The sequence below is a fragment of the Streptomyces sp. enrichment culture genome (genome assembly GCF_964272855.1).
GTDB lineage: Bacteria > Actinomycetota > Actinomycetes > Streptomycetales > Streptomycetaceae > Streptomyces.
Genome location: NZ_OZ186847.1, coordinates 4,369,762 through 4,388,411, shown reverse-complemented (window position 1 = coordinate 4,388,411; position 18,650 = coordinate 4,369,762). Strand labels below are relative to the sequence as shown.

The following is an 18,650-nucleotide window of genomic DNA, read 5'->3' as shown; positions in this document are numbered from 1 at the left end:
TCAGTGTCCGGACACCGGGCGGTACGTCGCCGGCTTCACGGGCATCTCGACCGTGACCGGGTCGGTCCCGGCGAAGTGCAGTTCGATCTCGACCGTCTCACCCTGCTTCGGCTTGCGCTTCAGCTTCTCGAACATCAGGTGGTTCGCGCCGCTCTCGAAGACGAGCCGGCCGTGCGCGGGCACCTCGGCGTCCGTCATCTCGCGCATCGCCGAGTCGACGGTCTCGTGGAGGGTGACCTGGCCGATCTCGCTGGTTATCGAGGTCAGCTCGGCGGCCTCGTCGCCGTCGTTGGTGACGGTCAGGAAGCCGGCCGCCATGGAGTCGGAGACCGGCTGCGGCATGTAGGCGCCGCTGACGGAGAGGTCCGCGCCCGGGTCGCCGGCGCCGGACCCGGAACCGGAACCGGAGTCCGAGCCGGTGCCGCAGCCCGCGAGGGCCAGCGCTCCGGCGGCGAGCAGGGCGGTCGCCGCTGTGCGCCTCACGGCTTCTCTCCCTTGACCAGCTTGGGCAGGTCCTTGGTGTAGTCGTCGACGGTGGCGTCCTCGCCGTAGAGCACGTACCCCGCGTCGGTCTTCGGCGAGAAGGCGATGACCTGGGTGCCGTGCATGGAGACGACCTTGCCCTTCTCCTTCGTCGTCGGCTCGATGGAGATGCCGATGGTGCGGGCGCCGGCCTGGATGGTGTCGAAGTCGCCGGTCAGGCCGACGACCTGGGGGTCGATGCCCTTCAGCCACTTGCCGAGGGCCTCGGGGGTGTCGCGCTCCGGGTCGGTGGTGACGAACACGACGCGCAGCTCGTCCTGGTCCGCCTTGGGCAGCTGCTTCTTGGCGACGGCGATGTTGCTCATCGTCGACGGGCAGACGTCGGGGCAGTTGGTGTAGCCGAAGTAGATCAGCGTGGGCCTGCCCGCGGTCTCCTTGCGGAGGTCGTAGGCCTTGCCGTGGGTGTCGGTCAGCACCAGGTCCGGCTTCTCGAACGGCTGGTCGAGGACGGTGGCGGCCTTGTCGGAACCGGTCTCCTCGGAGACCACGGAGACCGGCGAACCGGCCTCGTCGTCACCGCCGCAGGCGGTCAGGGTCAGGGAGGCGGCGGCGAGCAGCGCGGCCGCCGCGAACATCTTCTTGCGCATGTCGGTATTTCCTGGGATGGGAGTGATCCGGCAGGCGCCGGGGCCTGCCGCGGCCCCGGCGCCCGCCACGAGCGGAGAGCGTCAGGCGTTGCCGCGCCGACGGCCGGCCAGCACGCCGTAGGCGACGCCGGCGGCGCCCACGACGATGCCGACGATGCCGAGGACCCGGGCGGTGGTGTCGGTGCTGTCGCCGGACTCCTCGGAGGCGGTGGTCTGCGCGGCCGCCTCGGTGTCGTCGGCGGTCTCCTCGGACGCCTCCTCGGCACCGGAGCCGCCGTGGTGGTCGTCCCCGGCCTCGGACAGGGTCAGCACGGGCGCCGGGCTGTCGGGCTCCTCCTGGCCCTCCTGCGGCACCTCGATCCAGCGCACGACGTCCTTGTTGTCGTAGGTCTGGATCGCCTTGAAGACCAGTTCGTCGGCGTCCTCGGGCAGCTGGCCGACGGAGACGGGGAACTTCTGGAGGTAGCCGGGCTCGATGCCGTCGCCCTTCGCCGTCCAGGTGATCTTGGAGACGGCCTCGGTGATCTTCTCGCCGTGCGAATCGACAGGCTTGTCCAGCTCGGCCTTGGTCACCTTGACGTCCCAGCCGTCGACCGGCACGGGCAGCGCCGAGGTCAGCGGGTGGTCGGCCGGGAAGCTGACCTCCAGCTTGATCGTCGCGGCGTTGTCGCGCTCGTTGGGGACCCGGAAGTCCACGATCGCGTAGCCGCCCTTGGCGGCCGTGCCCTCCGGCTGCACGGTGACGTGCGCGAAGGCGGGCACGGACAGGGCCAGGACGGCCGAGGCGGCGAGGGCGCCGGCGGCGGCGATACGGGAAGCCTTCATGGTGATGAGCACTCCACTTCGAGTGAGAGTCCGTTGACGGACGTGATCGCGGTGGCGGACCGCGGACGGTCCACCGCTCGGGAGGGATACGCGCGGAACGGCGCACCGTCGAAGACGGAAGTGCGCACGCGCGCGTGCCGCGCGACGGCGGACCCTCCCCACCGCGGGTGGAGTGCCGGGTCGCGTCGCGTCAGGCGGCGAGGGCGAACACAGCGGCCGGCGGGCCGCGCCGGATCACGGTGTGCTGGAGTGCGAGGGTGCGGGGCTCGGGAACGGTGAGCAGCGTGGTGCGCGGCAGGCGCGGGCCCGCGTGGGGCGCGGCCGGGAGCCCAGTGCACAGGGCGCGCACCAGCGCGAGCGCCGCGCGCAGGGAGCGTACGAACGCGCCGTCGGCGACGGTTTCCGCCGACAGGCCGAGGATGCGCAGCAGCGCCAGGTCACCGCGCCGCAGCAGCCAGCCGGCGGTGACGGCCGCCAGGACGTGGCCGAGGAGCATCGGCAGGGACGGCAGCAGCGCGGCCGGTGAGCCCGCCGCCGTGGACAGGGCGTCCGACGGCTGATGGGCCAGGTGTGTGCCGGGATCGATCCGGGCGTCCGCGAGGATGCGCTGGGCCTGGGCGGGGCTGAGGGCCGCGGCGGTGGTGCCGCACACCAGCCGCGCGGCCTGCTGGACCAGCGAGGCGTCGGTCGCGGCGGTCGCCGCCGTGCCCGCCGTGCCGTGCTGCCCCAGTCCGAACAGCATGTGCAGGACCGTCTGTCCGCCCGCGAGGAGCACCGCGATCCCCGGCAGCGAGCGCGCCCGCCCGGCGAGCGGCGCCGCGACCAGGACCGCCCCCAGGAAGCCCGCGCCCAGCGTCCACAGCGGCACTGTGGCGCACGAGGCGATCGCGTGACCGGCCGCGGCCAGCACGACGCAGACCGCGGCGAAGACCGCGGCCCGCAGCATCCGGAGATCGCGTCCGGCGGGCGCCGGGCGCGCGTGGGGGGCAGACATGGCGGGCTCATCATCCCACTGGACTTACCGCCGCCATACGGCAGGTCCGCAAAATCGCCGACTGATGCATTCGGCCCTACATACACCGATTGGCGCCCTCGGCGCATCCCCTGTATGGGCGGCATCACGTTGACGGAGGGCTTACGCACGGACGCGCGCGGTAATACGTAACGGTATGTCGAGCCGCGGCCAGGAGGCCGGCGCCCAGGAGGCTGGAGCATGAGCATCTGGTGGTCACTCCATCTACGGCGCGAGGCCGCGAGCGTGCCGCTCGCCCGCAGGCTGCTGCTCGGCACGATGGAGACGGCGGGCGTCGACCCCGAGGTCTCCTACGACCTGTCCGTCGCCCTCACCGAGGCCTGCGCGAACGCCGTGGAGCACGGCGGCGGCCGCGCCTCCGGGGCGTACCGGGTCACCGCGTACCTCGACGGCGAGAAGTGCCGGATCGAGGTGACCGACTCGGGCCCGGGCTTCACCCGTACGACCTCCCGCCCGGCCCCCGCCCCCGCCGCCGACGAGGCGGAGCACGGCCGCGGCCTGTGCCTCATCCGGGAACTCGCCGACCACGTCCACTTCGGCAACAAGCCGGGCCGGGGCGGCGCGGTGGTCAGCTTCGACAAGATGCTGAAGTGGCGTGACAACGCCCCCCTGATGACGGCGTCCTGAGCGCCCGCCGCATTCACAGCGCCCTCTTACGCCGGACCCGACTGCCTGACGGGCTGCGGTCCTACGTTCCCGCTCATGACGGAGAACACGACGGGCGCCCCGAAACGGGCGGCCCACAAGGACACATCCCTCACCCGGCGCCGCGCCCTCGCGGTGACCGGCGGCACGGTCGTCGCCGGCGGTCTCGCCGTCGCCGGCTACCAGGCGGCGTTCGCCGGCCCGGCCACCGGCACGGAGGCGACCGGCCGACGTCCTGACCCGGGCCCGGCGGGCCTGCGCCACGTCCAGGCGGGCGCGCGGACGGTCCTGGACGCGGGCGGCACGGCGACCCCGGCATGATCCGCGAGACACCCCCTAGGGAAGTGCGGGCCTGCTGGCGGGCGCCCTGTTCCTGGACGCCCTCCAAGGGGCGCGGGGCTGAGCCGACACGCGGCCCCGCCCCGTGGGCACGGCCGACCGCGGCACAGCCTCGCCCAGCAACGATGGCCGGGCACCCGGTCGGTGCCCGGCCATCGAGCGGAACGTCAGCCCTTCAGCGCGGCCATCCAGGCCTCGACCTCGTCCGACCTGCGGGGCAGCCCCGCGCTCAGGTTCCGGTTACCGTCCTCGGTCACCAGGATGTCGTCCTCGATCCGCACGCCGATGCCCCGGTACTCCTCCGGCACGGTCAGATCGTCGGCCTGGAAGTACAGCCCCGGCTCCACGGTCAGGCACATGCCCGGCTCCAGCACGCCGTCGACATACGTCTCGGTCCGCGCGGCGGCGCAGTCGTGGACGTCCATGCCGAGCATGTGGCCGGTTCCGTGCAGCGTCCACCGGCGCTGGAGACCCAGCTCCAGCACCCGCTCGACCGGCCCCTCGACGAGCCCCCACTCGACCAGCTTCTCGGCCAGCACCCGCTGGGCGGCGTCGTGGAAGTCCCGGTACTTCGCGCCCGGCTTCACCGCCGCGATACCGGCCTCCTGGGCCTCGTACACGGCGTCGTAGATCTTCTTCTGGATCTCGCTGTAGCGGCCGTTGACCGGCAGCGTGCGGGTGACGTCGGCGGTGTAGTACGTGTGCGTCTCCACACCCGCGTCGAGCAGCAGCAGATCACCGGACCGCACGGGCCCGTCGTTGCGCACCCAGTGCAGCGTGCAGGCGTGCGGTCCGGCGGCGGCGATGGTGCCGTAGCCGATGTCGTTGCCCTCGACGCGCGCGCGGAGGAAGAAGGTGCCCTCGATGTACCGCTCACTGGTCGCCTCGGCCTTGTCGAGGACCTTCACGACGTCCTCGAAGCCGCGCACGGTGGAGTCGACGGCCTTCTGCAGCTCGCCGATCTCGAACTCGTCCTTGACCAGCCGGGCCTCGGAGAGGAAGACCCGCAGTTCCTCGTCGCGCTCGGCGGTGACCTTGTCGGTCAGCGCCGCCTCGATGCCGGTGTCGTAGCCGCGGACGACGCGCACCGGGCCGGTGGCCTCGCGCAGCTTGCCGGCCAGCTCGCGCACGTCGGAGGCGGGGATGCCGTACAGCTTCTCGGCCTCGGTGAGGGAGTGCCGGCGGCCGACCCACAGCTCGCCCTGGCCGTCCAGCCAGAACTCGCCGTTCTCGCGGTTGGAGCGCGGCAGGAGGTAGATGGTCGCCGTGTGGCCGTCGGTCGTCGGCTCCAGCACGAGGACGCCGTCCTCGGTCTGGTTGCCGGTGAGGTACGCGTACTCGACCGAGGCGCGGAAGGCGTACTCCGTGTCGTTCGAGCGGGTCTTCAGGTTGCCGGCGGGGATCACCAGGCGCTCACCCGGGAAGCGGGCGGAGAGCGCGGCACGGCGGGCGGCGGTCTCGGCGGCCTGGGCGATCGGCTGCAGGTCGTGCAGCTCGGTGTCCGCCCAGCCGGAGCGCATGTTCTCGGCCAGCTCGTCGGACACGCCCGGGTACAGGCCGTTCTTCCGCTGCTTGATCGGCTCTTCCGTCTCCTCCGGGGTCTCCGGGGTGAGCTCGTCGGCCACGGTCATCCTCCTTGATACGGCACTGGACCTCCCCCATCGTACGGTCGTACGGCTCGGAGCCCAGGTGCCGAAGGACCCGTCACCTGCCGTTGTGGCCGTTCACTCGAACCGCGCCGCGAGCAGGACCACGTCCTCCTCGCTGTCGGCCTCGTCCAGCCCGTCGGGCAGCACGGTCCGCAGGACGTGGTCCACCACCGCCTCCGGGTCGCGCCGCTTGGTGCGGGGCAGGCCGGCCGCCGCCGCGTGCAGGCGGGCGAAGGCGCGGTCGGCCGGGTCGCCGGTGCGGTGCAGCAGCCCGTCGGTGTAGAGCAGAACCGTCTCTCCGGGTTCCGCCTCGATCTCCACGCTGGGCGCCTCCCAGCAGGCCAGCATCCCGAGCGGGGCGGAGACGGAGGTCTCCGCGAACTCGGTGCGCCGCTCGCCGATCAGCAACGGCGGACTGTGCCCGGCGCCGGCCAGGGTGATCTTGCGCAGCGCGGGCTCGCAGAACGCGAAGAGCGCGGTGGCCGAGCGGGCCGGTTCGGTCAGCCGGAGCAGCAGTTCCAGGTCGGACAGGACGGCGACCGGGTCCTCGCCCTCCATCACGGCGTACGCCCGCAGCGACGCCCGCAGCCGGCCCATCGCGGCGATCGCGCTGGGCCCCGAGCCGGTGACCGAGCCGACGGCGAGACCGAGGGCCGCGTCCGGCAGCGGCAGCGCGTCGTACCAGTCACCGCCCCCGCGCGGGCCGGTGCGGTGCCGCGCGGCGAGCTGGACACCGGAGACCCGGGGCAGCCGGGAGGGGAGCAGTTCCTCGGCGATCGTCGTCATGCACGCGCGCGTGCGCTCGACCTCGAGGAGCCGGGCGAGGTGTTCGGTGGCGTAACGGATGTACAGGCCGGCGAGATGGCGCTGCCGCTCGGTGGGCTCGGCGGGCTCGTCGTAGACCCATACGGCGGCGCCGAGGCGGCCGGCGGTGTCGGTGGACAGCCGCAGGGCGTAGCTGGCGGCGTAGCCGAGGCGGGCGGCCACCTCGCGGTGGCGGGGGTCGAGCCCGTCCTCGGCGAACAGGTCGGGGCGGACGATCTCGGTGACGCCGCCGGGCCGTCCGGCGGGCGGGTCGAGGAGGTCGCCGTACGGCAGCGCACCGCGCGGGACGGTCTCCAGGTGGCCGAGATCCGACGGGCCGAGCCCGAGGCCGACGGTGCCGCGGGGCGCCAGGCCGTCGGCGGGTTCCAGGACGACGAGTCCGCGCCGGGCGCCCACGAGCGCGGCTCCCGCGCGCAGCAGTTCGTTCAGGGCGTCCGCGAGGGTGTCCGTGCGGACCAGGCGTTCGGTGAGCTCGTGCAGGGTCGTGAGATCGGAGACCCAGCCGGCGAGCCGGTCCTGGAGAAGAGCCCCTGGTCCGGTCGCCGCGGCGGCGACGCCCGGGGCCAGCGACGCGGGCGCGACAGTGTGTGCGGGCGCCGGAACCGTTGAATCGATTCCGGCCACTTTCGGAGGGTGCGGGGCGTTCATGGCGTCCGGCTTTCCGACCGGCGCGTATTGCTCAAAAGCATCGCAAACCCCCATGTCAATCTGCGCCGCTGGCAATGTCTCCACATGTACACGCAGTCAGGAGGAGATGTCCAGCATTGTCCTGGTGGGATTGGTGGTGTCAGTGGGATTTCAGGGACTTGGAGCCGACTCTCTTGCGGAAAGGCAAAGTTGGCTTAAAACTGCCTCGGGTAAGCCCATATTGCGGTCGACTGGGCTTGCTCGACGGAGCGTCACAGCGGTCGTGATGGGTACGTACTTCGGTGAAGGCCAGGGGCGGTTGGGAGCCGCCCGGAACCTGGCGACGGACCCGGGCGTCCTATCCACCGACGACCGTGCCCCATCCTCCCGTGGCGGCGGCGGAGAGAAATACGCGGGACGGCAAAACGCCACACTTCGCCACCCCACGCCAGGCCCCACGCTTTTGAAACACGGCGGCGGAGGCAGCCAACGCTCGGCCCATAGGGGTTCCCCGCGCTTCGACGCAGGGTGTGATGCGCCAGCAGGTACGCACAGTGAAGTGATCGACACATGATGTGATGTGGCCCACCGTGTTGCCAGGCGTGCAACGGAAAGGACGAGCGCTCATGCGCGAGATCCCCGGAAGGCGACGCAGGCTCCTGTCCAGGCGGAACGACGGGAGGCGTGAACTGATCAGCGCGGCCCTGACCTTCGCGACGGAATGGCAGTGGCCCGTACTCCCGGGTGTGGCGGCCGACCCGCAAGGGCGCGACCGCTGCGGCTGCCCGGACCCGGAGTGCCCGGCGCCCGGCGCCCATCCCTTCGACCCCGGCCTGCTCGCGGCCACCACCGACGAACGCATGGTGCGCTGGTGGTGGACCAACCGGCCGACGGCACCGATCATCCTGGCCACCGGCCACAAGGCGCCCTGCGCGGTCAGCCTGCCCGCCTCCGCCGCCGCCCGCGCGCTGGCCGCGCTGGACCGGGAGGGCGTCCGCGTCGGCCCGGTCGTCGCGTCCCCCGCCCGGTGGGCCGTGCTCGTCCGGCCGTACTCCATGGAACGGCTGGGCGACCTGCTGTACGCCCAGGACTTCGTCCCCGGCTCGCTGCGCTTCCACAGCGAGGGCGGCTATCTCGCCCTGCCCCCCTCCGAGACCGGACAGGGCCGGATCCGCTGGGAGCGTGCCCCGCTGCCCGCCCCGGCCGCCCCCTGGGTCCCGGACGTGGAGACCGTGGTGGGCGCCATGGTCGACGCCCTCACTCGTACGGGTGTGAGCGCGCCCGAGTTCTAGGGTGTCGGGCGCGCGCGGAACCGGGCGCCCGACATGGATCGTTATCGTCCTGTTCATGCCGCGTCACTCTGGGGGCCCCAGGTCCCGAACGCCGCGCCGCCACCGGTCAACGGCCGCACCCAACGCCCGAAGGTTCCGACTCCTCGCCGTCGCGGGCGCCGCCACATGCGCGGTGGCACTGCCGCTGGCGATGGCCTACGGAGGGTCGGTGGGGTCCCGGGGCGCCACGAGCACGGCGGAGCCGGGCACCGGGTGGCCCCTGGGCGCCGGGCCCGCCGCGGGGCCTGAATCCGCTCGGGAGGGCGCCGGGGAAGCCTCGGACGCCGAGGGCGCCGGGCATGCCGGAGAGCGCGGGGGCGCCGGGGACGACCGGGCGCCGTCGGACCGGGGCAGCGCCGGACCCGACGCCCGCCGCTCCCCGTTCCTCCTCGGCCTCGGACTGGCCACCGCCGCCCGCTGCGGGCCCGAGCTCACCTCGCCCGACGGCATCGAGGCGCAGACCTGTGTGCTGACCCAGAACGAGGAGAACTGGGCGCGCACCTACTACCGCAACGCCACCGGCCGCTCCCTGGACGCCGTACTGACCCTGATGGAGCCCGGCGGACGTACCGTGCGGATCCGCTGTGCCGTCGGCGCCGAGGACGAGCCGGCGAGCTGCGAGACCCCCCGCGAGGGCGGCCGGGGTCCGGTGAGCGGGTACACGGCGGTCGCGGAGTTCGCGGAACGGGGCGGCCGGGGGCCGCTGCTGCTGCGGGTCGGCAGCAACTCAGGGCAACTTGACGGCAGTTGAGGCGCGGCCGCGCACCGGGCGCCGGATCGCACATGGAAAGACCCGGTTGCTGGCGACGGGGGATGCACCAGCAACCGGGCTACTGGAACGGTAACAAGAGATCGGCGGTTCGCAAATTCGATCTCAGGATTGCCTCGGCTATTCGGACACCGACTCCCCCTGCTCCAGGGGGAGTTGTGACACGATTCACCCGATGCGCCGGATCCGGTTCGGCTGACCGGTCGGTCAGCCGAACCGGGTCCGCGGGGTCCGCGTCAGCTGAGCGTGACCTGCCGGTTGGTCAGTCCGCCGCGCGCCCGGCGCTCCTCCGGGGTGAGCGGCGCGTCCGTGGCGAGGGCGGCGGCCAGGCGCTCGGCGAACTCGGCCGCCGGCTTCTCGATGTCCTCGGCCGAGACGCCGCTCGGCAGGTCCCAGACCGGGACCGTGAGCCCGTGAGCACGGAAGGAACCCACCAGACGGGTGCCCTCGCCGAGGCTGGAACGGCCCGCGGCGTGCAGCCGCGCGAGCGCGTCCAGAAGCTGCTCCTCGGGGTGCGGCATGACCCAGCGCAGGTGGTTCTTCTCCGGGGTCTCGCACCAGTAGGCGGCATCGACGCCGGTCAGCTTCACGGTGGGGATGGCCGCGGCGTTGGCCCGCTCCAGGGAGGCGGTCACCTCGGGAGTGGCGTTCTCCGCGTCCGGCACCCAGAACTCGAAGCCGCTGTGGACCACCGGCTCGAACGCGCCCTCGGTGTCGAGCAGGTCCTGCAGGCGCGGTCCGTCGGCCGGCGCGCGGCGGCCCTGGACGGGCGTACCGGGCTTGGCCTGAAGGGCTCGCTCGAGGGTGTCCGCGAGATCGCGGCTGATGTCACCGGACGCCGTGTCGTTCTGCAGGCCGAGCAGGACCGAGCCGTCCTCGCGGCGCAGGGCGGGCCAGGCCATCGGCAGCACCGTGGCCAGGGTGACCGACGGGACTCCCTCGGGCAGGCCGTCCTTCAGGGTCAGCTCGGCGGTGGCGGCCGGCACCAGCTCGCGCAGCGCCACCCAGTCGCACTCGCCCGGCAGCCCTTCGAACGGGCGGTGCACCAGCTCGGTCACGGCGTGGGCCGCGGCCCGGCCGTGGCAGGCCTTGTAGCGGCGGCCGCTTCCGCAGGGGCAGGGCTCACGGGCACCGACGACCGGGACCTCACCGTCGGTGATCTGCGGCCGCGTGGCCTTCGTCTGGGGTCGCTTCTTGGCCATGGTGGGTGTCTCCCGGTGACGGCTCATCTCGTACGTCGGGAGCCTAGCCGTTTGCGCCATGACCGACGGGCCCCTGTGGACAACGCCCCGGGCGTGGACTACCCGAGCGGCGGTGCGGAGTGCTCCCCCAAGGGCCCGGAACGGTGCTCAGTCCAGGTCGTCGAAGGCGTCCGCGAAGTCCAGCTCCGGCATGGCGGCCACCGACGGGGCGGCGACGCGCGTAGCGAAGTCGTCGCGGCGGTGCCCGGCATCCGGATCATGGACGTCGTCGTGGACCACGACCCACACGGTGACCTCGCCGTGGAGCTCGTCCCGTACGCCCCAGTCGTCGGCCAGGGCCGTGATGATGTTCAGCCCGCGGCCGCCGTGGGCCGTGACCGACGGAGTGGCCGGGGCCGGGCGGGTCGGGCCGCCCCCGTCCGTCACCTCGACGAGGAGCCGGCCGCCCGGATCGACGCGCCACGCGGCCCTGACGTCACCGTCCCCGGCGAGGGCATCACCCAATGGCCGGCCATGTTTGCAGGCGTTGCTCAAAAGTTCCGAAAGGATCAGTACGGCATCGTCGATGACCGATTCCGCCACGCCGCCTCTGCGCAATTGATCACGCATACGGTGCCGTGCTTTCCCCACGCCCGCAGGGCCATGGGGTACGGCCATGCTCGACGACGTGGGCACCTCCTGTGCCACCACCAACGCCACCCCCGAGACCTCCTTCGCCCCACGCCACGGTGTGGATGCCCCATTGGCCTGTACCGGAAACCGGCCGATTCCTCTCCGGTGACGCATTCGAAACGATCGAATACGGACCGAACACGCCGGAGCACTACCCGTGACGACGCTGCGGTCAGGGGCGGTTTTCGGTCAGCGGCCGAGCCGGTCCAGCACCGCGCGGGGGCGGTTGGTGATGATCGCGTCGACCCCCAGCTCCACACAGAGGTCGATGTCCTCCGGCTCGTTCACCGTCCAGACGTGCACCTTGTGCCCGGACTGCCGCAGCCGCTCCACATACGCCGGGTGACCGCGGACGATCCGGATCGACGGGCCGGCGATGCCGACGCCGACGGGCAGCCGCCCGTCGCGCAGCCGGGGCGAGAGGAACTGCATCAGATAGACCGTCGGCAGCGTCGGGGCGGCGGTCCGCACGCGGTGCAGCGAACGCGCCGAGAAACTCATGATCCGCACCGGGGACTCCTCCGGAGCGGCCGGCGCGTCCAGGCCGAACCGCTTCAGGAGCACCAGCAGCCGTTCCTCGACCTGCCCCGCCCACCGCGTGGGGTGCTTGGTCTCGATGGCCAGTTCCACGCGGCGTCCGGCGTCGGCGACCAGCTCCAGCAGCCGCTCCAGGGTCAGCACCGACGTCTCCGCGGGATCCTCCGGGCGGTGCTCCCAGTCGGGATCCTCGTCCCGCACGCGCCCCGCCGGGGTTCGCTTCCAGGAGCCGAAGTCGAGGGCGGCGAGATCGGAGAGCTCCAGGGCGGAGACCGCTCCGCGACCGTTGGACGTACGGTTGATCCGGCGGTCGTGCACACAGACCAGATGGCCGTCCGCGGTCAGCCGTACATCGCACTCGAGGGCGTCGGCGCCGTCCTCGATCGCTTTCTTGTACGCGGCCAGGGTGTGCTCGGGGGCGTCTTCGGAGGCTCCCCGGTGGGCGACGACTTGGATCCGGTGCTGCCGTGCGTGGGTCACCGCGTCATGGTGCCACCGGGACGGGGTAGCCGTCGGGTCGGATGGAATGCGAAGAGCCTGCGGGCCTCTGCAAGGCGCCTGAGATGCACCGCTTGTCGATAAAAGATCCTATATAAAGAATGACCGCGGACCCACAGGCACGGCTTATGGTGCCCTGACGGCCCGTGGGAAAAGCTGACGGCATACAAAAACACCGGCACAGCTGCGTGACCGAGCATGAGGAGAAGAGCTGTGAGCACCGAGAACGAGGGCACTGCGGTACCCCCGGCCCCGTCCGCACCTCCGGTGCCGGTGGACACTCCGGCAGCTTCCCCCGCGCCCGCGCCTCCGGCCCCGGACCAGCCCCCGGCGCCCGCGTCGCCGGCCGCCCCGGAGACCGGCTCCCCGTACGCCGCCCCCACGGCCTCCGGCTCCGCCCCCGACAGCAGCTGGCCGCCCCCGCCGCCGCCGAGCGGCCCGTCGGCGACGCCGACGCAGACCTCGGCGTACGGCCAGGACGGGCTCGGCACTCCGGGTGCCCCCGGCGGCCCCGGCGGTCCGGACGCCGGATGGGGAGCCGCGTACCAGCAGCCCCCCGCCCCCGAGCCCAAGCGCAGGCGTGGCGGGCTGGCCGCCGCGATCCTGGTGGCGGCGCTGCTCGCGGGCGGTCTGGGCGGCGGCCTCGGCTACACCCTGGCCAAGAACGACGACAGCTCCAGCTCCACCACCGTCTCCTCCTCCGAAGCCGGCGGCGACTTCAAGCGCGACCCCGGCACGATCGCGGCCGTCGCCTCCACGGCACTGCCCAGCACGGTCACCATCGAGGCGGAGAGCAGCAGCGGCGAGGGCGGCACCGGCACCGGTTTCGTCTTCGACACCGAGGGCCACATCGTCACCAACAACCACGTCGTCGCGGACGCGGTGGACGGCGGCAAGCTCACCGCGACCTTCCCCAGCGGCAAGAAGTACGACGCTGAGGTCGTCGGCCACGCGCAGGGCTACGACGTCGCGGTCATCAAGCTCAAGAGCGCCCCGTCGGACCTGAAGCCGCTCACCCTCGGCGACTCCGACAAGGTCGCCGTCGGCGACTCCACGATCGCCATCGGCGCCCCCTTCGGCCTGTCCAACACGGTGACGACCGGCATCATCAGCGCCAAGAACCGCCCGGTCGCCTCCAGCGACGGCACCGGCAGCCAGGCCTCCTACATGAGCGCCCTGCAGACCGACGCCTCGATCAACCCCGGCAACTCCGGCGGCCCGCTGCTGGACGCCAAGGGCAACGTCATCGGCATCAACTCCGCCATCCAGTCCGCCGGCAACGGCCTGGGCGGCACCAGCCAGTCCGGCTCCATCGGCCTCGGCTTCGCCATCCCGATCAACCAGGCGAAGTACGTCGCCCAGGAACTGATCAAGACCGGCAAGCCGGTGTACGCCAAGATCGGCGCCTCGGTCTCCCTGGAGGACGCCGTCGGCGGCGCGAAGATCACCGACACCGGCGCCGGCGGCTCCGACCCGGTCGAGGCGGGCGGCCCCGCCGACCAGGCGGGCCTCAAGCCCGGCGACGTCATCACCAAGCTCGACGACACGGTGATCGACAGCGGCCCCACCCTGATCGGCGAGATCTGGACCCACAAGCCCGGTGACGAGGTCACCATCACCTACGAACGCGACGGCAAGACCCGGACGGTCGAACTCACCCTGGGCTCACGGGTCGGCGACAGCTGACACAGGGCCGCACCCAACCGTTACTCTTGTCCCGCGCCGCCGATCACCGACGGCGCGGGGTGGGTTGCCCGAGCGGCCTAAGGGAACGGTCTTGAAAACCGTCGTGGCGCGAGTCACCGTGGGTTCAAATCCCACACCCACCGCGTGGTGAGCTGTGAGAATGGCCCCTGACCTGCATGTTCGGTTGGGGGTCGTTCGCATGCGGAGACTCTGTGGCTACCCGGTGTTCCCCGTGGTTTCCCGGTCGATCGGGCACGCCTGGGGCACGGTTGTGTGCGACGGCCGAGGCGACTTCTCCGGGCAGGATGCAAGTCGGCAGCCCCCGAGAAATTCCCTGCCTAAACGCCTGGCATCATGCCTATCCTGTGAATCATGGCGCGACAGCAGCTGCAAACATGGTGGATAGATCCCGCGCTTCCGGGTTGCGGAGAGGGTGGGTCTGGGCGGTCCGGTATGACGTCAGAGGAAAACGCTCTTAAGGACCTGGCAGAGTTCTCGCACGCTCACGCTGATTACCGGATCAAGAATCACCAGAACGCATACGACAGGATTGACGCCATATTGGCACTCAAGCGGTCTATGCAAACCCGCATAGATCACTTAGATCAGCTGTATGGGTTCAAGCAGTACCCGGAGTTCAAGCAGCTCGGTCCTCTTGGTCTACTGGATCACTGGGGCGTCATTCGTCGGCGGATGCTGCATCGCATGAGGCAGCTTCGTAATGCGGTTGAGCATGACGGCGCTGAGCCTCCGAGCCTGGATGACTGCGAGGACTACGCTGAGGTGACCTGGTGGTTCTTGCGAGGGACTTCTCCGCTCTTGCAGCCGATCGAGAATGTCGATTACCTCGGCAAATTTCGCGGCGACATTACGTACACTTACCAGCCGCTCCAGATCAGGATTTCGGGCGATGTGGCCCGTGATCTTATCTCTGATTCGGAGCGTTTGGGGTGGTCCAAGCTGAAGACCGAGGTGGCTCGGTACGGTGCTCGAAAAGGGGACATGACGCCGGTTGAAGATCGTGACGGGCGTTACCAACTCGAGGCCACCGTCGCTGACACTGAATGGGCACACGAATTCCTGAGGAATGCATTCCGGCAGCTGCTGTGACGCTGCTCTTCGGGTTCGCCTTCCCGCCTGCCTTTCTCACCACTTACCCCAGCTCCCATCCCGTCTGCCGTCGACCCACACACCGTGGAGCGGGCGTGGTCCATGGCGTCCAGGTGGAGCGCGCCACTGTACGAACGACCTGGACGCCATGGGCCGCGTCTGCTCGGCTCTGCCTGGGTCGACGGCAGACGGGATGGGAGCTCCCCGCGCACGCCACCACTCCGCCGGCACTTGCGAACGGCGCCCCTCCATCTCGGAGCCTGAGCGCCCCCGCCGGAGGCACTGCTTTGAGCGTTGCCGCGCCATGCGGTGATCGACTCATGGCCACCCGGCCCTATCCACATGTGGGCGCGCGTCGGCGGCGGCAGCGCCGAGCGGGCCGAAGGCAGGAGCGCGGGCGCAGCCAGAGCCGGGAAGCGCGCCCGGCGGAGCGGAGCGCAGCCGGGGCTTGATGAGGTAGAGAAACCTGTAACAGCTCTCGTTTCGCTGGTCAGGTCGAAGATGTCGCGGCGGATGTAAGTCGGCTCGTGTACCCGGCTTGGCACAGGCGCTCGTACGCCTCGGCCACGTCGGCGGGTACTGGCTGGCGGATCATGAATCCCTGATCCGGGTAGATCATCAGCCGTTGCAGGGCGCCGACCAGCATGTCGATCACCAAACGGGCGTCACCGATGGAGTCGACGTACTCGTCGAAGGTCATGGGCGTGGAAGCGCTGACGACGTCGACCTCGGGCCAGAGCTTGCGTGCCGTGGCGTACGCGCGCCGCTCCTCGTACGGCTTGCTGATCAGCAGCACGGAGGCGACCTCTACCCCATTCTCCTCCAACACCTTCCGGGAGAAGCGGATGTTCTCCCCGGTGTTCCGGGCGTGCGGCTCCACAAGGATGGCCTCGCTGGGAACCCCCAGCTCCAATGCCCGCTCGCGGTAGTGGACGGCTTCGCCGCGGGGCATGCGGTCCCGTGTCGTCGGGCTGGTGGCTCCGGTGAAAACGAGCAGTGGGGCCATGCCGCGCTTGTACAGGTCCACGGCGGTGTCAGCCACTCCCAGGTCGTGACTGCCGAGTCCGATGGCCACCGAGCACGGCCGGGGGGCATGGCCCATCTGGTGGTAGTCCCACACGCGCCGGGCGTCGGCCCAATCCTGCGTTGAGATCACTGCTGCCCTTCTCCGTCCCTCGCCGAGTCGGGCACCTTGAAGTCGTACTCCCACGCGAAGCGTGATGCCGCGTGCACCCCGATGGCGAACTCCACGACGGTGCCGTCCGCCGTATACGTCGTCCGATGCAGCTCGACCACCGGTTCGCCCGGCGGCAACTGGAGCTGCTTCACCTCGTCCGGTGTGGCGGCGCGAGCGAACAACTGCTCCTTCATGTGGTCGATCTCGTAACCCGCGTCGTACAGCACGCGGAATCCGCCGCCTCGGCCGGCGGGGCCCGGAGTGGGGTCGACCAGTCGCGTCCCTTCCACGTGCTCGGGCCGGTAGTAGCTGGTCAGCGTGTGCGTCGGTTGGTCGCCTTCTTTGACCAGGCGGGCGCGTGCGTAGACCTCCGCGCCTTCCGGCAGCCCGTGTGCGGCTGCGACCTCCGGCGGTGCCACGACGCGGCTCACCGTCTGAGTCTGCTCGTTCCGGCGGTAAGTGCGGCCCGATGCCACGCGGTCCGCGATGAACGCGACCTCGTCGCCGTCTCGCCACTTGGCCTTGTCGTAGCGGGCAATGCCCAAGCGCTTGAGGGGGACCTGCTGGCGCACGACAGTGCCGTGGCCGCGTGAAGAGGTGACCAGGCCTTCGGCTTCCAGTGCCTTGTAGGCGGCGTGCACGGTTGCCTTGGAGCCTTCACCGGCGTCGACGAGTTCTCGGATGTGAGGCAAACGCTGGCCAGGGGCGTAGTCACCCCTTCTGATCTGCTCGGCCAGCTTGTCCGCCAGCTCCCGCCACTTGGACGCCATCTCGAACCCCTCTCAACGAGGTCTAGTGAAACATAGTCCTAGGACTGTTGACAGTCCTAGGACTGCGATGCACTATCTCAATCAGCGGCTCGCAGTCCTAGGACAGCGAGTCATGCAGTCCGGTTTGGGCTGCCTCGTCTTCAACGCTGGGAGAACTGATGCCGTCCTTCAAGATCGACACGTCGTCTGCTGTGGTGTTCGTGGCGACCGCGCCGGTGCCGAAGCTGGCCAACGCCAAGACCGGGGAGCGGGCGATGGACCGGGAGACCGGAGCCGCGCTGTCCACGGTGGGCCTGCTGGTCTCGGACGAGGGGGAGGGGAACCTCTACCAGGTGACCATCCCGGAGACGGGCCTGCCCGAGGGTCTTCAGCCGGGTATCCCGGTGCGGGTCGTCGGGCTCAAGGCGCGGGACTGGGAGAACGAGTTCAACGGCCAGAAGCGGCACGGGATCTCCTTCCGTGCGGTCGCGATCACCCCGGCGGCCTGACCATGAGCGACTGGACGTTGTGGCTGGAGGCCACGGGGGCGTTAGCGGGGGCCGGCGGTGTCGGCTACGCCAAGGCTCGGGCTCCGCGCGTGTACTGGTCGACGGTGGGTCTGCCGCTGACGTGGGGCCGCTTCGCCTGGTCGTATCGGTCCACGATGGAAGTGTGCGGGCTGACGGTGCAGCCGACGGGTCTGCGGGCGTTCATGACCCGCAACCTGGCCCGGCGTGAGGTCCGGCCCGTCGCGCCGAAGGTCCGCCGTATCCGCCCGACCTCGACGGGCCTGCGGGTGACGTTGCGGCTTCCGGCCGGTCTTGAGCCGGTCGACGTGGCGGTGTCCTCGGAGCGGCTGCGGCACGCCTTCGGGGTGCAGTCGGTGACCGTGGCGGAGACCAAACCGGGCTATGTAGAGCTGCGGATGACGGGCTACGACGTGCTGCGCCGGGTGCGTCTGCCGCGCAAGGCCCGGCCGCGTGACCTGGTGGTGCCGGTGGCGCTGCGGGAGGACGGCACGGTCTTCGAGCGGGACTACCGCAAGATGCCGCACGCCCTGACCCTGGGGGCGAACTCGTCGGGCAAGTCCATGTACCAGCGCAACCTGGTGATGGGCCTGGCGAAGCTCCCGGTCGGCCTGGTCGGGATCGACTGCAAGCGCGGTGTCGAGCACAGCCGGTACCTGCCCCGCCTGTCGGCGCTGGCCACCGATCCGGACATGGCCGGCCGCCTGATAGACGCGCTGGTGCTGGAGATGAGCGAACGGTTCGATCTCCTCGCCCTGCACGGGGTGTCCGACCTGTGGGACCTGCCCGAGAAGCTGCGGCCGGTGCCGCTGGTCGTCCTGGTCGACGAGGTGGCGGAGCTGTTCTTCGTCACCTCCAAGAAGGAGGAAGCAGCGCGGGACAGGACCGTCATGCAGCTCGTGCGGCTGGGGCAGATGGCCCGCGCGGTCGGGATCTACCTGGAGGTGTGCGGGCAGCGCTTCGGCTCCGACCTCGGCCGCGGTGCGACCGCGCTGCGGGCTCAGCTCACCGGCCGTGTGGTGCACCGCGTCAACGACAAGCAGACGGCAGAGATGGGCCTGGGTGACATCGCCCCTGAGGCGGTGGTGTCCGCGACCTCGATCCGGGTGGACCGTCCCGGTGTCGCGGTGGCCGGTGACACCTCCGGTGGCTGGTCGCGCATCCGCACCCCGGAGACCACGCCGGCCCAAGCGGCGGCCGTCTGCCGGGAGTACGCCCACCTGACCCCGGACCTGCCGTTCCTGGCCTCGTTCCGCCCGCCCGTGGCGGTCCCGCCGATGCCCACCACACCGCCGTCCGTCCCGCAGTCCTGACCACTG

Annotated in this window: 19 protein-coding genes and 1 tRNA gene; 9 read left to right on the top strand and 11 right to left on the bottom strand. The window is 70.9% G+C overall.

The features are described 5' to 3' along the window. The 4 genes from ACSU6L_RS19060 to ACSU6L_RS19045 form a co-directional block, all read right to left on the bottom strand. Positions 1-483 (bottom strand): copper chaperone PCu(A)C, encoded by a 483-nt coding sequence (locus ACSU6L_RS19060; protein WP_437058363.1) that lies wholly within the window; start codon positions 481-483, stop codon positions 1-3. Next, the gene (locus tag ACSU6L_RS19055) at positions 480-1,130 is read right to left on the bottom strand and encodes an SCO family protein (protein WP_437058361.1); all 651 of its coding nucleotides are present in this window, start codon (positions 1,128-1,130) and stop codon (positions 480-482) included. The genes ACSU6L_RS19060 and ACSU6L_RS19055 overlap by 4 nt, the downstream gene beginning before the upstream one ends. 81 nt (positions 1,131-1,211) lie before the next feature. Continuing rightward, positions 1,212-1,955: a YcnI family copper-binding membrane protein gene (locus ACSU6L_RS19050; protein WP_437058359.1), complete on the bottom strand. Its 744-nt coding sequence runs from the start codon at positions 1,953-1,955 to the stop codon at positions 1,212-1,214. Between the two features lie 190 nt (positions 1,956-2,145). Then, positions 2,146-2,949 (bottom strand): hypothetical protein, encoded by an 804-nt coding sequence (locus ACSU6L_RS19045; RefSeq protein ID WP_437058357.1) that lies wholly within the window; start codon positions 2,947-2,949, stop codon positions 2,146-2,148. Positions 2,950-3,168: 219 nt separating this feature from the next. Here ACSU6L_RS19045 and ACSU6L_RS19040 point away from each other — a divergent pair, with 219 nt between their 5' ends. Together ACSU6L_RS19040 and ACSU6L_RS19035 are read left to right on the top strand one after the other, a co-directional pair. After that, positions 3,169-3,615, top strand: coding sequence for an ATP-binding protein (locus ACSU6L_RS19040; RefSeq protein ID WP_437058355.1), 447 nt, complete (start codon positions 3,169-3,171; stop codon positions 3,613-3,615). Positions 3,616-3,690: 75 nt separating this feature from the next. Beyond that, entirely contained in the window at positions 3,691-3,954 is a 264-nt protein-coding gene (locus tag ACSU6L_RS19035; protein WP_437058353.1) for a hypothetical protein, read from the top strand. Between the two features lie 185 nt (positions 3,955-4,139). Here ACSU6L_RS19035 and ACSU6L_RS19030 read toward each other — a convergent pair whose 3' ends face one another. Both ACSU6L_RS19030 and ACSU6L_RS19025 read right to left on the bottom strand, forming a co-directional pair. Further along, entirely contained in the window at positions 4,140-5,597 is a 1,458-nt protein-coding gene (locus tag ACSU6L_RS19030; protein ID WP_437058351.1) for an aminopeptidase P family protein, read from the bottom strand. Positions 5,598-5,696: 99 nt separating this feature from the next. Further along, positions 5,697-7,148, bottom strand: coding sequence for a PP2C family protein-serine/threonine phosphatase (locus tag ACSU6L_RS19025; protein ID WP_437058349.1), 1,452 nt, complete (start codon positions 7,146-7,148; stop codon positions 5,697-5,699). A gap of 551 nt (positions 7,149-7,699) precedes the next feature. Between ACSU6L_RS19025 and ACSU6L_RS19020 the strand changes: the two genes are divergently transcribed. Together ACSU6L_RS19020 and ACSU6L_RS19015 are read left to right on the top strand one after the other, a co-directional pair. Further along, entirely contained in the window at positions 7,700-8,365 is a 666-nt protein-coding gene (locus ACSU6L_RS19020; protein ID WP_437058347.1) for a bifunctional DNA primase/polymerase, read from the top strand. Between the two features lie 208 nt (positions 8,366-8,573). Then, positions 8,574-9,155 (top strand): hypothetical protein, encoded by a 582-nt coding sequence (locus tag ACSU6L_RS19015; RefSeq protein ID WP_437058345.1) that lies wholly within the window; start codon positions 8,574-8,576, stop codon positions 9,153-9,155. Between the two features lie 254 nt (positions 9,156-9,409). Here the strand turns inward: ACSU6L_RS19015 and ACSU6L_RS19010 are convergent, their stop codons facing one another. From ACSU6L_RS19010 to ACSU6L_RS19000, 3 genes are all read right to left on the bottom strand, one after another. Next, the gene (locus tag ACSU6L_RS19010) at positions 9,410-10,375 is read right to left on the bottom strand and encodes a DUF5926 family protein (RefSeq protein WP_437058343.1); all 966 of its coding nucleotides are present in this window, start codon (positions 10,373-10,375) and stop codon (positions 9,410-9,412) included. Positions 10,376-10,522: 147 nt separating this feature from the next. Further along, positions 10,523-11,161, bottom strand: coding sequence for an ATP-binding protein (locus ACSU6L_RS19005; protein ID WP_437058341.1), 639 nt, complete (start codon positions 11,159-11,161; stop codon positions 10,523-10,525). 75 nt (positions 11,162-11,236) lie between these two features. Beyond that, positions 11,237-12,064 (bottom strand): glycerophosphodiester phosphodiesterase, encoded by an 828-nt coding sequence (locus tag ACSU6L_RS19000; RefSeq protein WP_437058339.1) that lies wholly within the window; start codon positions 12,062-12,064, stop codon positions 11,237-11,239. Positions 12,065-12,295: 231 nt separating this feature from the next. Here ACSU6L_RS19000 and ACSU6L_RS18995 point away from each other — a divergent pair, with 231 nt between their 5' ends. The 3 genes from ACSU6L_RS18995 (at position 12,296) to ACSU6L_RS18985 (ending at position 14,878) form a co-directional block, all read left to right on the top strand. Continuing rightward, complete coding sequence (locus ACSU6L_RS18995) at positions 12,296-13,768, top strand: S1C family serine protease (protein ID WP_437058337.1); 1,473 nt, start codon at positions 12,296-12,298, stop codon at positions 13,766-13,768. Between the two features lie 58 nt (positions 13,769-13,826). After that, positions 13,827-13,911 (top strand) — tRNA-Ser (locus tag ACSU6L_RS18990). A gap of 229 nt (positions 13,912-14,140) precedes the next feature. Beyond that, positions 14,141-14,878, top strand: a complete 738-nt coding sequence (locus ACSU6L_RS18985; protein WP_437058335.1) for a hypothetical protein — start codon at positions 14,141-14,143, stop codon at positions 14,876-14,878. Positions 14,879-15,368: 490 nt separating this feature from the next. Here ACSU6L_RS18985 and ACSU6L_RS18980 read toward each other — a convergent pair whose 3' ends face one another. Then, positions 15,369-16,034, bottom strand: coding sequence for a YdcF family protein (locus ACSU6L_RS18980; protein ID WP_437058333.1), 666 nt, complete (start codon positions 16,032-16,034; stop codon positions 15,369-15,371). Continuing rightward, positions 16,031-16,825 (bottom strand): GntR family transcriptional regulator, encoded by a 795-nt coding sequence (locus tag ACSU6L_RS18975; protein ID WP_031018266.1) that lies wholly within the window; start codon positions 16,823-16,825, stop codon positions 16,031-16,033. The genes ACSU6L_RS18980 and ACSU6L_RS18975 overlap by 4 nt, the downstream gene beginning before the upstream one ends. A 158-nt stretch (positions 16,826-16,983) precedes the next feature. Here ACSU6L_RS18975 and ACSU6L_RS18970 point away from each other — a divergent pair, with 158 nt between their 5' ends. Both ACSU6L_RS18970 and ACSU6L_RS18965 read left to right on the top strand, forming a co-directional pair. Further along, positions 16,984-17,313, top strand: a complete 330-nt coding sequence (locus tag ACSU6L_RS18970; protein WP_437058331.1) for an SCO3933 family regulatory protein — start codon at positions 16,984-16,986, stop codon at positions 17,311-17,313. 2 nt (positions 17,314-17,315) lie between these two features. Beyond that, positions 17,316-18,644, top strand: coding sequence for an FtsK/SpoIIIE domain-containing protein (locus ACSU6L_RS18965; RefSeq protein WP_437058329.1), 1,329 nt, complete (start codon positions 17,316-17,318; stop codon positions 18,642-18,644). The last annotated feature ends 6 nt before the right edge of the window (positions 18,645-18,650 follow it).